The sequence below is a fragment of the Mesotoga infera genome (assembly GCA_011045915.1).
In the GTDB taxonomy this organism is placed as follows: domain Bacteria; phylum Thermotogota; class Thermotogae; order Petrotogales; family Kosmotogaceae; genus Mesotoga; species Mesotoga infera_D.
Genome location: DSBT01000069.1, coordinates 1 through 13002, shown reverse-complemented (window position 1 = coordinate 13002; position 13002 = coordinate 1). Strand labels below are relative to the sequence as shown.

General features: G+C 47.4%; 13 protein-coding genes and 1 pseudogene. 6 read left to right on the top strand and 8 right to left on the bottom strand.

The features are described 5' to 3' along the window. The 6 genes from ENN47_02350 to ENN47_02325 all read left to right on the top strand — a co-directional run bounded on the left by ENN47_02350 (position 1) and on the right by ENN47_02325 (position 5709). Positions 1 to 1098, top strand: a complete 1098-nt coding sequence (locus tag ENN47_02350) for a hypothetical protein (GenBank protein ID HDP77027.1) — start codon at positions 1 to 3, stop codon at positions 1096 to 1098. A gap of 23 nt (positions 1099 to 1121) precedes the next feature. Beyond that, complete coding sequence (locus ENN47_02345; protein HDP77026.1) at positions 1122 to 2087, top strand: hypothetical protein; 966 nt, start codon at positions 1122 to 1124, stop codon at positions 2085 to 2087. Positions 2088 to 2261: 174 nt separating this feature from the next. After that, positions 2262 to 3578 (top strand): nicotinate phosphoribosyltransferase, encoded by a 1317-nt coding sequence (locus ENN47_02340; protein ID HDP77025.1) that lies wholly within the window; start codon positions 2262 to 2264, stop codon positions 3576 to 3578. Between the two features lie 2 nt (positions 3579 to 3580). Continuing rightward, positions 3581 to 4459 carry a pyridoxal 5'-phosphate synthase lyase subunit PdxS gene (gene pdxS, locus ENN47_02335; protein ID HDP77024.1) on the top strand — a complete coding sequence of 293 codons (879 nt, stop codon included), beginning with the start codon at positions 3581 to 3583 and terminating at the stop codon, positions 4457 to 4459. Between the two features lie 3 nt (positions 4460 to 4462). Next, positions 4463 to 5065, top strand: coding sequence for a pyridoxal 5'-phosphate synthase glutaminase subunit PdxT (gene pdxT, locus ENN47_02330; protein ID HDP77023.1), 603 nt, complete (start codon positions 4463 to 4465; stop codon positions 5063 to 5065). Further along, positions 5053 to 5709, top strand: a complete 657-nt coding sequence (locus ENN47_02325) for a hypothetical protein (protein ID HDP77022.1) — start codon at positions 5053 to 5055, stop codon at positions 5707 to 5709. Before pdxT ends, ENN47_02325 begins: the two co-directional genes overlap by 13 nt. Positions 5710 to 5765: 56 nt before the next feature. Here the strand turns inward: ENN47_02325 and ENN47_02320 are convergent, their stop codons facing one another. The 8 genes and pseudogenes from ENN47_02320 to ENN47_02285 form a co-directional block, all read right to left on the bottom strand. Further along, on the bottom strand, positions 5766 to 6677 hold the full coding sequence (locus ENN47_02320) for a dihydrodipicolinate synthase family protein (GenBank protein ID HDP77021.1): 912 nt from the start codon (positions 6675 to 6677) through the stop codon (positions 5766 to 5768). Next, complete coding sequence (locus tag ENN47_02315; GenBank protein ID HDP77020.1) at positions 6671 to 7837, bottom strand: aminotransferase class I/II-fold pyridoxal phosphate-dependent enzyme; 1167 nt, start codon at positions 7835 to 7837, stop codon at positions 6671 to 6673. Before ENN47_02315 ends, ENN47_02320 begins: the two co-directional genes overlap by 7 nt. Beyond that, the gene (locus tag ENN47_02310; GenBank protein HDP77019.1) at positions 7834 to 8478 is read right to left on the bottom strand and encodes an amino acid ABC transporter permease; all 645 of its coding nucleotides are present in this window, start codon (positions 8476 to 8478) and stop codon (positions 7834 to 7836) included. Before ENN47_02310 ends, ENN47_02315 begins: the two co-directional genes overlap by 4 nt. Continuing rightward, entirely contained in the window at positions 8478 to 9170 is a 693-nt protein-coding gene (locus ENN47_02305) for an amino acid ABC transporter permease (GenBank protein HDP77018.1), read from the bottom strand. The genes ENN47_02310 and ENN47_02305 overlap by 1 nt, the downstream gene beginning before the upstream one ends. 8 nt (positions 9171 to 9178) lie before the next feature. After that, complete coding sequence (locus tag ENN47_02300) at positions 9179 to 9910, bottom strand: amino acid ABC transporter ATP-binding protein (GenBank protein HDP77017.1); 732 nt, start codon at positions 9908 to 9910, stop codon at positions 9179 to 9181. A gap of 77 nt (positions 9911 to 9987) precedes the next feature. Continuing rightward, positions 9988 to 10773 (bottom strand): amino acid ABC transporter substrate-binding protein, encoded by a 786-nt coding sequence (locus ENN47_02295; protein ID HDP77016.1) that lies wholly within the window; start codon positions 10771 to 10773, stop codon positions 9988 to 9990. Between the two features lie 272 nt (positions 10774 to 11045). Beyond that, the gene (locus ENN47_02290; GenBank protein HDP77015.1) at positions 11046 to 11858 is read right to left on the bottom strand and encodes an IclR family transcriptional regulator; all 813 of its coding nucleotides are present in this window, start codon (positions 11856 to 11858) and stop codon (positions 11046 to 11048) included. Positions 11859 to 12041: 183 nt separating this feature from the next. Further along, a pseudogene (locus tag ENN47_02285) lies at positions 12042 to 12862 on the bottom strand (hypothetical protein). Positions 12863 to 13002 lie beyond the last annotated feature (140 nt).

The window sequence follows — 13002 nt, the reverse complement described above, 5'->3', positions numbered from 1 at the left end:
ATGGTCGTGGAAAAGAAGTTTGAATTCGAAAGCGCCGGCATTGAAATTTTGAAGGTTACCTCGGCTAGCGCAGATCTTCAGATCGACCTGGTTGAAGAGGGAAACGTGGTTGCATTTGTTGAAGTGGATTCGAATGATTACGTTCCTGAAGCTGAAAGGTCAGGAAAGAAGCTTACGATAAGATTCCAGAAGGGTACCAACATCAATATTCCTTTTATAAAGAATTTGTTCGACGGCGGGGCCGACGTTAAGAACGTAAGGCTTCTTGTCCCAAAGAACATTCAAGAACTCGATGCAAACAACGCTTCCGGTGATGTCAACATTTCAGATTTCGATTTGAGGAGCCTGAAGATAAACAATGTTAGCGGTGACGTGAAGATTGAAAACTGTTCAATGAACGAGTTTAACTTGAGTACGGTAAGTGGAGATCTGACTTTCGTTGCATCGAATTACCGCAGGGGCAAATTCGGATCAGTATCGGGTGATCTCAGCATAAAGGGCCTTCCTCCGATGGAAAGAGAGACGATAGTCTCTTCAGTTAGCGGAGACGCCATCGTCTCCTATTCGGGAGAGCCTAAATTCGATGCCACAATCTCCTCTGTGAGCGGTGACATCTCATCCGATGTCAGGCTTGTGAAGGTAGATAAGAAACACTATAGATCAGGAAACGGGGAATCGCAGGAGTATCTGAAAATGAACAGTGTTTCGGGAGATCTCATAATTAGTACGAATTACACGGGGACTCCAGCGAAGGAAGTGAAGGTTGAATCTAGAACCGGCCCTTCAGAAGAGAAGAAGGGTCATAGATCGACCGTTGTCGAGGAAAACCTTCAGGATCAGGAGACGAGTAAGATTCTTCTTCTCTTCAAAGAAGGAAAACTTACGAAGGAGTACGCCTTTGAGATGCTCGGTATTCTCGGATACTCGGAGCAGGAGATTGAAGAGATGCTTGAAGTGGACGAAGAGCTTCAGAAGCTCAAAAACTCAGTAGATGTAGTAATCAAAGAAGACGCTGAGGATGAGGAGCCTCCCGAAGCTCCAGAAGAGCCGGAGGCACCCGAACGACCGGATGCTCCCGAAGAACCGAAATCGATCTGATTGGAGAAGAAGGTGATAATAAAATGAAATTCGGAGCGCTATTCGCGATTTTTCTGGGGATATTGATCATTCTGTCGGTTACGCACATAATTCCTAGCTTTGCGTTTGCAATAGAGATTTTCTTTGCCATTATATTCCTCTATCAGGGACTTAAGATATTCAGAAGATTCAAGGCGGAATATATGGGCAGTCTCATCTTCGGGGCGATTCTTGTTACTGACCTTTTGATTGGTTGGAATGTTATCAAGGGCTTCAGAGGATGGGGATTCTGGGAGCTTGTGGTAGCGATGATAGGATCTTATATAGTTGGTTGGGGCATAGTCACTCTTTTCAGAAAAAGCTTTAAGCTAGGAAAAACACAAAGCTCCACGAGACAGGTTTTGAACATCTCGAGACCAAAGGAGTTTGATGAGCTCGAAATAGAACTGGAGGCAAACCTGACAAAGGTACTATTGATGGACAACACTTCAAACGGAATCGACGCCAATGTTAGTTTTGACAAGTTGAGTTTCAACGGAGATCTGAAATACGATATGGATAAGGCTAGAGGAGTTCTGAAGGCTAAGTGTAAGGCAAAATCTGGTGTTTCGAGTGTTCTCTCCAAGTCAAGAATGAACCTTGAGATCAACGCTGACCCCATTCTAAGGGTTGAGGCCACATTAGATGGAGCCGATACAGTTCTTGATTTTTCGAATCTCAATCTGGATAGGGCTACAATCAAGACCTCATTGTCCAGGCTGTCAATAATCCCTTCTGAGCGGCGTGACTCGATAATAGATATCGATTGCGAAGTTACTTCTCTGAACATAAGGGCTCCAAAAGATGTTGGACTTAGTATTGTTCACGAAGGGGAGTTGAACTGGAGCAACTTCAACAACCTCGTGGAGAGAGAAAAGGGATACGTTTCCAATAACATCGATAGAGCTGCAACCACATGCCAGATTAACGTGAAGTCAGATATGTCGAAGATCTCTATCGACTGGATATAAAAGAGTCGTCTTCTTTGCCGGCCTTGTGGCCGGTTTATTTTTGGACCGGTCCGTTTGGCAAAGATCAGCCGGGTTCAATAGTCGAAAGTCGTTTATTATTATATAATCAGGATACCGGATACGTTTTTTCCGGAATTTTTGCTCGCGAACCATGACAGAGGCAGGGGGCGCTCCGTGGACAAGTGCAGAATCGACCCGAGGATCTTCAAAGTACCGATTGACAAGATGAGAGCCGGCTACTATTCTGACAAATATTTCACGAGACTTGTCGAAGTCCTTAAGAAGGCAGATAAGAAGTCAAGGGTGCTCTACCAGCTCTTCCCCAGGAGAGACGCGACAATAGTGGGAATTGATGAAGCGCTGGCCATCCTTCGCTTTGGGACAGGCTATTACTCGAATGAAGGAGAGGCGAAGAGACTCTTCGAAGAGGTACTCGAGACTGAGAAGGAAGTCAACCACGCAGCCTGGGAGATGAATCGGCATGGACTGGTGGAGCTGACCGCTCGAAAATGGGATCTGAAGATGAAGCTGAATGATCTCTGGATCGACAAATGGCCAGAACTAGAAGTTCGCGCCTTGTATGATGGTGATGAAGCAAAGGATATGGAACCTGTTATGACGATAGAAGGCGACCCCAGATATTTCTCGTATCTCGAAACCATATTGCTGGGTGTCATAGCGAGAGCGTCTTCAACGGCCACCGCCGTCAAGTCCGTCGTGAAGGCCGCCAGAGGCAAGGAGATACTCTTCTTCAGCGCGCGATTCGATCATTTCTGGACTCAGGCAACGGACGGATACGCGGCGCTCAAGGCCGGGGCCTTTGGAGTCTCTACCGACGCGAATGCCGACTACTGGGGCGTTGAGAGCATGGGGACGATACCTCACGCGCTTATCGCAGTGTATGACGGAGATACGGCCGAGGCCGCAATGGCTTTCGATCGTTACATAGAGGGCGGAGTCAATCGAATAATCCTGGTCGATTGGGACAACGACGTAATCGGAACTACGGTCGATTGCGTTGCCCGCACGTATAAGGCCGAGACCGGTGAAAACTTCATACCCGGCAAGACCGATCCTTCGGTCGTTATAGGTCCGGGAAAGGGAAAGATATGGGGCGTGAGATTCGATACGTCTGGAAGTCTGAGAGACGTTTCGGTCGTCCCGAAAGACGCTTCCTCTCTGGGAGTCTGTCCTGAACTGGTCTGGAGGGCTAGAAGAGAATTCGACAAGTGCGGAATGAAAGATTTGAAGATAGTCGTCTCGGGCGGCTTCACGGCGGAAAAGATAGATCTCTTCGAGAAGCTCAATGTCCCAGCAGATGTTTATGGAGTCGGTTCGTCTCTATTGAAGAACAAGCTGGACTTCACGGCAGATATCGTGGAAGTCGAGGGAGAACCCTGCGCAAAAGTCGGAAGAGGGAAGAAAGAGACTCCAAGATTGGAAGAAGTAGCGAGTAACTATTGGAACAACGATAAAGAGGAGAGGTGTTGAAAATGGAAGCAAAGGGAACCTGGACAGTAAAAAAAGGGTTCGCTGAAATGTTCAAGAACGGCGTAATCATGGACGTCACGAATCCCGAGCAGGCAAAGATAGCTCAGGATGCCGGAGCTACCGCAGTAATGGCTCTTGAAAGAGTACCGGCGGACATTCGAAAAGATGGCGGAGTAGCCCGGATGGCAAAAATTGGACTGATCAAGGAGATCATGGAATCTGTTACTATCCCAGTAATGGCTAAAGCGAGAATCGGACACATCGCCGAAGCGAAGATCCTTGAGGCTATTGGCGTTGACTTCATCGACGAATCGGAGGTTCTTACACCTGCAGATGACAAATATCACATAGACAAGAGAATATTTACCGTCCCCTTCGTTTGTGGAGCGAGAAATCTCGGAGAAGCAGTCAGAAGAATCGCCGAGGGAGCCGCGATGATCAGAACGAAGGGAGAGGCCGGTACCGGCAATATCATCGAGGCAGTCAAGCACATGAGAACCGTCAATGAAGAAGTGAGAAAGGTCCAGATGTTGAACGATGCCGAACTCGTCCACTACGGAAAGGAAATCGGTGCGCCTGTCGAAATCCTCAGTCAGGTAAGAGAGCTGGGAAGGCTTCCAGTTGTCAATTTCGCCGCAGGCGGAGTGGCTACACCGGCCGACGCGGCTCTCATGATGATGCTCGGCTGCGACGGAGTCTTCGTCGGTTCTGGAATCTTCAAGTCAAAGGATCCCGCAAGAATGGCCAAAGCGATAGTCGAAGCAGTTTTGCATTATGACAATCCCGAAGCGCTGGCAGAGATCTCCGAGAACGTAGGAGATGCAATGGACGGGCTCGAGATCGAGACTCTTGAAGTTAGAATGGAAGAAAGAGGCTGGTAAGGGTTGAAGATCGGGGTTCTCGGGATTCAGGGCGCTATACAGGAACATCTATCGACTCTAAAGAAGGCAGGAGTGGAACCAACCTGGGTGAAGGACCGGAAGGAGCTCGACTCCGTCGCGGCGTTGGTAATGCCGGGCGGAGAGTCGACCACTATGATCAAGCTCTTGAAGAGGTTCGAAATGTGGGAGGCCCTCAGGAATAGGATAGAAGATGGAATGCCGGTCCTGGCAACCTGCGCGGGCATGATCCTCTTGTCGAAGACGATCGAAAACGTCGTTAATCAGGACTCTTTGGGAGTTCTAGACATTAGCGTCAGGAGAAACGGTTACGGCAGGCAGATCAACAGCTTCGAGGTCGATCTACAGATTGACGAGATCGGACCCGAACCATTCAGGGCAGTCTTCATAAGAGCTCCAAAGATCGAATCGATAGGTGGCGAAGTGAGAGTCCTTACAAGCTACGAAGAATCGCCGGTTCTCATTCGCCAGGGCAACGTGCTGGCAGCCTCCTTCCATCCCGAACTTACCGGAGATCTGAGGATTCACCGGTACTTTCTAAAGATCGCCGAAGCGGCTGAACAGAGGATTGAAAAATGTGCAGAATGATCGCCTTCAAGGCAGATAGGAACATAGATACTAACTGGATTCTGGACATTCTAAAGGGCATCTCCGAGAAAGGCATTTCCAGTCCTCACAGCGACGGTTGGGGCTATGCCGTTTGCGGCGAAGGAAGAGAGACCTATAACAGTTCCGGCGCGATCTTTGATAGCGATAAGAAGCTCCCTCAAAGCAGGGTCGGGATAATTCATTCTCGAAAGGCCTCGAAGGGATACGTCATAGATCTCGAACACGTTCATCCCTTCTACGCCACGGTCAAGGGGAGAAACTACGCCTTCTGCCACAACGGAACGATATACGACTTCGCGAGTGATGAAGGAACGACAGATACACAGAGATATCTCGAGCTTCTGGTAAGCAATCTTGAGATATGTGAAACGAAGAGAGCTCTGGAAGTCACCGTGGGTTTTGTGGCAGAATACTACCGCTACACATCTATCAACGCGTTTCTCACGGACTATGAAAGCGTCTGGGCAATAAGGCAGAACGCAGAGAGAGACGACACGGAACACGCCCTGTTTCTTTACGAGAGGGACGGGGTTAGAATAGTCTCCAGCGAACCTGTCGAGAAATTCGGCGATCTTCTCGGAAACTCTATCGAAATAAGAAACGGCGAATCGATAGTTCTTTGAATATCATAAAGAAATGCGTCTGGAAAATTCTCCAGACGCATTTTTTATTGAGAGAACTAGAAATCTATCCCAAGGTCCTCCATGACTTTGACGAGATTGCTGTCGAGAGATTCGACTTCCGAATTCTCCAGCTTCTTGAGGGGAGTCTTCACACTGCCCATTTTCAAACCCCTTCTTTCTAGAACATGTTTCATGTATGGAATATTAGCACCGTTTCCCACTGCCATCGTCAGCTTTGTCAAGGATTTCTGATAATCAAATGCCTTGTCGAAGTCACCATCTTTCACTGCATCCCGGACCTTGACGAAGAATTCTGGAAAGACTGCTCCGGGTCCCGAAACGCAGCCCTTGGCTCCGGCGATTAGAACCGATGCGAATGCTGCATCGCATCCAACGACCGTGCTGAACGTCGACGGCAGAGCCTGAATCACGGTCAACGAATTGACGAAGTCGCCGCTGCTGTCTTTTAAACCTACAATATTCTTATGCTTTTCGTGGAGTCTGGCAATTACATCGACACTAACCGGGTTTTTTGTTAGAGAGGGAATGTTGTAAATGTACAGAGGAAAGTCGCTTACGGCGTCCGCTATCTTGTCGTAGAAACTGAAGAGCTCCTCCTGCTTGTGATTGAAAAAGAAAGGCGAAACTACCGCGGCAGCATCTGCTCCACATTCCTTTGAGTGTTTAAGCAGTTCGATAATATCTTCAATCACTGCAGCTCCGCAATGAGAAACAACGGTCATTCTCCCTTTGTTTGCGTCGAGGAACGACTCTAGAGTCTTCTTTCTTTCTGCCAATGGGAGGGACGTCCCCTCACCGGTCGTGCCGAGCACAAATATTCCGTCGACACCTTTCTCAGCCAGGAAGTCTACATAAGACTCTATTGCATTGTATTCAACACAGGAACCATCATCATTCATCGGAGTTAGCGGAGCTACACCGACCCCTTCAAGTAGTCTACTCACCATGATCTCCCTTCTGCCAATCTTCTGGCTGCGTCCTTCATTGCTTCAAACTCCTGAACCAACCCCATTCTGACCTTCTTTGAACCATTTAGGCCGTAGGCAGTTCCAGGAACAACGAGAATACCGTATTCTCTGTATAGTTTTTCGGTGAAACTCCAGGGATCAGTGCCTTCCGGAGTGGAAACCCATACATACATCGCCCCCTGGGGAGCGGTGAAAGTCAATCCCGATGCCTTCAGGCCTTCTATAATCGCATCCCGCCTTCCCTGATACATCTCTCTGAGATCACGATAATAGGAATCGGGGGTAGTCTTCAAAGCTGCCGCAGCGGCGAGCTGTATAGGGTAAAAGACATTTGAGTCAATCTTGGATTTGTAAAGTTTCACAGCGTCCAGAAGCCGTTTCTCGGCCACTATTGCCCCAACTCTCCATCCGGCCATGTTATAGGTCTTTGAGAAGGCGAAGTACTCCAATCCCAGTTCGAGATTCTGGCGCGCTTCGAAATAACTGTTGACTTCAAAATTGTCAAAGGCTATTTCGGAGTATGCAAGATCACTCATCACGACAAAACCGTACTTGCCGGAAAGCTCTGAAAGCCGGTCGTAGTATTCTCTGTTTGCCACTCGGCCGGTGGGATTTGAGGGGTAATTGACGATTGCCATTTTCGGCTTGTGCAACTTGGCAAGACTCTCGATCTCGTCTAGAGTGGCCATCGGATCAACATCGCCGTCGTAAGTGAGAAGCTTTCCTCCGGTGAAAAGAACTGCCTCGAAGTATGTTGGATAACCTGGATCAGGAACAAGAATCGAATCACCGGCATTTACCAGTGCATGCAATGCATTGAAAATAGCTTCCTTGATTCCGACAGTCACAAGCACATTTTCTTCGGGATTCAGCGTGACTCCGAAACGCTTCCTGTACCAGTCAGCGACAGCCTCAAGGAGCTCGGGAGCCCCGTGCTGCGGAGGATAAGTATGGTAGGCAGGATTCGAAAGGTTCTCCTTCATTACCTCGACTATCCATTCAGGTGTGGGTCTGTTCGGGGCACCTATTGAAAGGTTGATCATTTTCTGCTTTGGTGGTTCTTTCTTCAGGCCGTTAATGAATCCAAAGGCATCGGGCCTGAAAAACTCAAGCTTGGAAGACTCGAGCTGAAACTTCATTTGCTACTCCCTCCCTCTAGTTTTTTAGATACAACAATTAGCGGATAGCACACAAGTATGAAGAACACAGACACTATGCTGAACGCAGTAAACGGGCTCAAAGTCAGTTGCATTATCTGTCTGGAGGTTCTAACGATCTCAACCATTCCAACGAGTGAGACTATTGAAGTGTCCTTTATCGTCATTACTATCTGGCCGACAATTGACGGCATGGTACTCTTTATGATCTGGGGCAGAACAACATGGACTAGTTTCTGGAAGTAGTTCATTCCAAGAGCCTCAGCCGCTTCAAACTGACCCTTATCTAAAGACAGAAGTCCGCTTCTGAAAACCTCTGAGAGGTAAGCCGTTGCCGTAACTGAAAGAACAACTATTCCCGTCTGAAACGCCCCCAATTCAATTCCAACGTACGGCAGCGCAAAGTAGATCGCATAGACGATTATCAAGAAGGGTGATCCCCTGACTATCTCCACAACGATGGCTAGAAGCTGCGATGCAACGGGGATTCGATGGAAACGAATCAGGGCGATCGCAATTCCCAGAACTATGCCGATTCCCAGAACGAATGGAAGAAAGGCCAGGTTGTTAAGGAAGGCGACTCCGAGCCTAACTATCTGCTGTAGTAAAGATATGTCTTGCATCATACCACCTTCTTAAGACCGAACCATCGCTTCGCATCCGACTGTCTCGATTTCTGATTCCTGCTTATTAGACTGCTCAGAAGAGCAAGAATCAGATAGATTCCGAAATACATTAGCATCGGCACGCCGAATGATTCGAATGGCATATAGGTTCTCGCAGCGATCTTTCGAGCAGTATATGTCAGCTCGGGGATAACCAGAACTGCCGCGAGACTTGTGTCTTTTATCAAGTAAGAGAATTGACTGATCAGCGGTGGCAGGATGTTTCTGAAGACCTGAGGCAGGATTACCTTCCTCATCGTCTGAAACCAAGATAGACCGAGTGCTTTTGAGGCTTCTGCCTGGCCTTTGTCTATGGCTATAAGCCCACCACGCACTATTTCGGATATGTAAGCGCCGCTATTGAGAGAAAAGGCGACTATCGCGCTTTGAAATGAAGTAAGCATCAGTCCTGTTATCGGAAGGCCGTAGTGGACGAAGTACAATTGTACAAGCAATGGAGTCGATCTTATGAACCCAGTATATATTCCTACGGGTATTCTGGCGAACCCGGACTTCATCGTTGAAAGGATACCCACTACCGTTCCAATAATGAGGGAGAAGATACCACTCAAAGCCGCAACTTTTAACGTTTCCAGCAAGGCTTCAAAGAAATCGGGAAGATACTGTGAGATCATTCTCATGTCAAGCATGAAATCACCTAAAGTATCTTGCTCAGGAATTCCTTGGTTCGATCACTCCTGGGATTGTTGAAGAACTCATCCTTAGGCGTAAGTTCTATTATTATTCCGTCATCCAGGAAACCAATTTTATTGGCAACCTGCCGCGCAAAACCCATTTCGTGGCTGACGATTATCATCGTCATACCACCGCGCGCGAGTTTAGTCATGACATCCAGTACTTCCTTTATCATTTCCGGGTCTAGCGCTGACGTTGGTTCGTCGAAGAGCATCAGTTTTGGATCCATTGCCAGAGCTCTTGCTATTGCAACTCTCTGCTTCTGCCCCCCGGAGAGTTGGGGAGGGAAGGCATCATACTTCGCCGATAATCCCACCAGATCCAGAAGCTTCTTTGCTTTTTCAACGGCTTCATGTTTAGGTACTTTCTTAACTAGTATGGGTGCCAGAGTGACATTGTCAACCACGGAAATGTGAGGGAAGAGGTTGAAATGTTGAAAGACCATTCCCGAGTTCTTTCTAACGAAATTCAGGTTAACTCTTGTCTGCTTTATGTCTTTTCCCAAAACCTCGATCGAACCCTCTTGAAAGTGTTCGAGCATGTTTATACAGCGAAGAAGAGTGCTTTTTCCTGCCCCACTAGGTCCGCAAAGGACCAGCACATCGCTTTCATATACATCTAATTCGACGTCCTTGAGAACGTGAAGCTTGCCAAAAGACTTGTTGAGACCTCGAATTCGAACAATCGGTTCCATCAGAATTCCCCTTTCGATTCCTAAAATGAGATGGGGGCTAGCCCCCCATCTCATCTTGAAATAACGATTTTCTTGCTTTAATCAATAATGAAAGATGGTTCCCAGGCCTTGCCTACGTATTTCTCGTAAATCTTTCCATATTCTCCAGTCAGCTTTTCCCACTTGAGGAACCAGTTGAACCATTCGACCAGAGAGTCGGAATCCTTGTCCTGCCTGAAAGCAAGCCCATAAGTGTCGGGTCTCACATAACCGTCCAAGATCTTCAGATCAGGGTTCTTGTTGACTAGCTCGATACATATCATTTCATCGTCCATGACCGAGTCAATTCTACCCAACTTGATGTCCGTCATCCATTCTGCAAGATTGTCGTACAGAGAAGCATCTTTGCCCCATTCCTGTTCAATGAAATCCGCGTGAACAGAACCCATTGTCGCGCCCATCTTGACTGAAGGATCGGCGAGTTCTTTCCAGCTCTGAAGAGGAGAGTCCTTTCTGGCAATAGCAACAATTCCCGTAAGGAAGAATGGGTCGGAGAATCTTATAGACTTCATTCTCGTTAGAGTCATCGACATATTTGCAGCTATCATGTCGACTTTTCCCGAGAGCAATGAAGGAATAAGGCTTTCCCATGCCATGTCCTGCCAAACCAGTTCGACACCCATCTCGCTGGCTGCAAGTTCCATAAGCTCGACGGTGAATCCCGTTGGATTTCCCGAAGCGTCCCTGTACTGCATAGGTACAGCAGTCATATCAGTTGCAACGGTCAACTTTCCGCTCTTAACTACGTTTTCCAGCGTTGTAGCTGCAAGACCAAACGAAACAAACATACAGGCTACAACGATCAAAACAAACAGTTTTTTCATCTCAATTCCCCTTTCACGTATGGATTGCGTCCTAAAAAGTACGCATTGGAAATGGTTCGAATAGTTCAATAATATAGAACAACATTCAACAATGTGGTAACTACATTTAAATTTACCAAATCTGTTGGTAATTTCCAAGACCATTTAGGGACGTTTGGAAAGTATCTGGGTTAATTATGACTGTTAAACAGAGGTAATCTCTCTCCTGCGGGGCTATCTTGAAAGAAGGTCGTTGTTCCTAGAAGCAAAGGCAGAATAGAATTCTTTGAGCCTCAGGTCTCGAAATCAATAAACAGCCTGTTAAGCTTTTCTATTGTCTTCAAAAAGGGTTCCTTGTATCTTTCAATTGCTTCGTCGGTCATTCTATTAGAAGGCCCGGCAATGCTTACGGCATACTTCGCGACTCCGTGATTGTCCAATATGGGTGCGGCAAGGCACTTTATGTTTTCCTCCTGTTCGATCCTGTCATACGCATAGCCGTGTTCTCTTATCCACTCTAGCTCTTTTCTGAGCTGCTCCTTGTCGGTGATGGTATTGTCGGTTCTTCTTGCCAGGGTAACTCTTTCCAGATAACCGTCGACATAAGAGTTCGGTTGAAAGGCGAGCAATGCCTTCCCGACGCCTGTGCAGTACATTGAAGCGGTGACACCGACCGTCGAGTGCGGACGAAGTGCGTGAGTCGGATGGAGACATTCGATGTAAATCACTTGATCTCTGAATAGCGATGTAAGATGAATAGTCTCGTTGATTTCATTTCTGAGTTCCTCAAGGTACGGCAGAGCCACTTCTCTGAACTCGAGGTTCCTTCTCATGAGTCCACTCAACTGGAGAATCCTGTTTCCGAGCATATAGAAGTTCCTGTCCTTCGTTAGGTAATCCAGCTCTGTCATTGCTGCAAGAATATGATGAACGGTGGCTTTGGGATAACCTAACCTGTCCACTATGTCGCTGAGTCTCCATTTGCTTTGCTCAAAGAACAGCTCGAAAATCTCGTCCACTTTTTTGAAAGCCTTGAAATGTTCCATAATATTGACCTCACTCGATGACATTGATACTAGAATATCAAAAAATGCTTTCGATAGCAAATCTCATTTTGAATTACATTTCGAATACGGGTGAGCTAGTATGAGGCAACCATCAATTGAGACTGAACTACTGAACGGATACAGATCGAGATTGAGTCTTTTCTGAAGCCGTAATTTAACTTAAGATCGAGTACAACACAAAAAAAGACCAGCCCTTTAGGCCGGCGTCTTAAATTCAATAACCTACTTCAGCTGGAAGCCTATGCTGAAGTTAATGGTCGCAGTCTGTTGTCGGTGAAGCCGTCGGGGCTGCCGGAGTTTTCGGAAGTGCCCTTAGCGGTTCCACCTATGAAACGTACATTGAAATAGGTTTCGAAATAATCCGTCAGAAACAGGCCGGCTCTTAGAGAGGCGTCCAGCACCGAACCCTCGAAGTCGAAGTCAGCTCCGTTAATGAACCTGCTGGAGGCGTAGAAACCGTCGATGTCGGCAGCGAGGTAAGCCTTTTTGTTCAGCCAGTACGCGCCCTTCACTTTGATAATAGGAACTGGGCCGACGTTTTTATTATCGACGAACTTCGTTCCGTCGAGAGACTCGAAATAGATATCTGCATTTCTCAACTGAAGCGAGAGACCGAGGGCAAGATAGCTGTTGCCCTTTCTCAAGACGTCGTAAGTGTATCTAACCCTGTAGAACGGGAAGCCGTAGTTCAAGAGGATTCCGCTTCCTGCTGGAAAGGTGACACCGTCAACAACCAGATCGTTCTTAAGCTGAACCTTTGACTGAACGGTGAGCGGCTGATACAGAAAGTAAACCGTGTGCTTGCCGATACTCAGTCCGGCGGTGTACCTCTGATACGGAAAGAGAACGTCCTGACCGCCGTCTTTCACGTAGTTAAGAACGGTTCCCGTCTGACCGAACTGAATGGTGTGGAAGATCACTCCCGTAAATCCGATCTCGTAATCAAGCTCGAGTTTGAACCTGTTCTCGGGGTTGTTCAGTAACCCTGCCGATGAAATAACTGCAATAAGAAGAACCACTATCAGTGCGAACCTTGTCTTCACGATTTCACCTCCGTTTATACTGATTACAATTATATAGGTTCAAGTTACAAAAGTGTCAGGTCATTCGGCGACTGTGGATCTCTTCTTCGCTGCTAGAATTGTCGCAAAGGGGGCCTGTATGGAGAAGCGTTTACCTATTC

What these genes read in the sequence shown, in the direction of transcription:
- ENN47_02350 (HDP77027.1), top strand. Translation starts at nt 1, where the DNA reads ATGGTCGTGGAAAAGAAGTTTGAATTCGAAAGCGCCGGCATTGAAATT.
- ENN47_02345 (HDP77026.1), top strand. Translation starts at nt 1,122, where the DNA reads ATGAAATTCGGAGCGCTATTCGCGATTTTTCTGGGGATATTGATCATT.
- pdxS (HDP77024.1), top strand. Translation starts at nt 3,581, where the DNA reads ATGGAAGCAAAGGGAACCTGGACAGTAAAAAAAGGGTTCGCTGAAATG.
- ENN47_02325 (HDP77022.1), top strand. Translation starts at nt 5,053, where the DNA reads ATGTGCAGAATGATCGCCTTCAAGGCAGATAGGAACATAGATACTAAC.
- ENN47_02320 (HDP77021.1), bottom strand. Translation starts at nt 6,677, where the DNA reads ATGGTGAGTAGACTACTTGAAGGGGTCGGTGTAGCTCCGCTAACTCCG.
- ENN47_02315 (HDP77020.1), bottom strand. Translation starts at nt 7,837, where the DNA reads ATGAAGTTTCAGCTCGAGTCTTCCAAGCTTGAGTTTTTCAGGCCCGAT.
- ENN47_02310 (HDP77019.1), bottom strand. Translation starts at nt 8,478, where the DNA reads ATGCAAGACATATCTTTACTACAGCAGATAGTTAGGCTCGGAGTCGCC.
- ENN47_02305 (HDP77018.1), bottom strand. Translation starts at nt 9,170, where the DNA reads ATGCTTGACATGAGAATGATCTCACAGTATCTTCCCGATTTCTTTGAA.
- ENN47_02300 (HDP77017.1), bottom strand. Translation starts at nt 9,910, where the DNA reads ATGGAACCGATTGTTCGAATTCGAGGTCTCAACAAGTCTTTTGGCAAG.
- ENN47_02295 (HDP77016.1), bottom strand. Translation starts at nt 10,773, where the DNA reads ATGAAAAAACTGTTTGTTTTGATCGTTGTAGCCTGTATGTTTGTTTCG.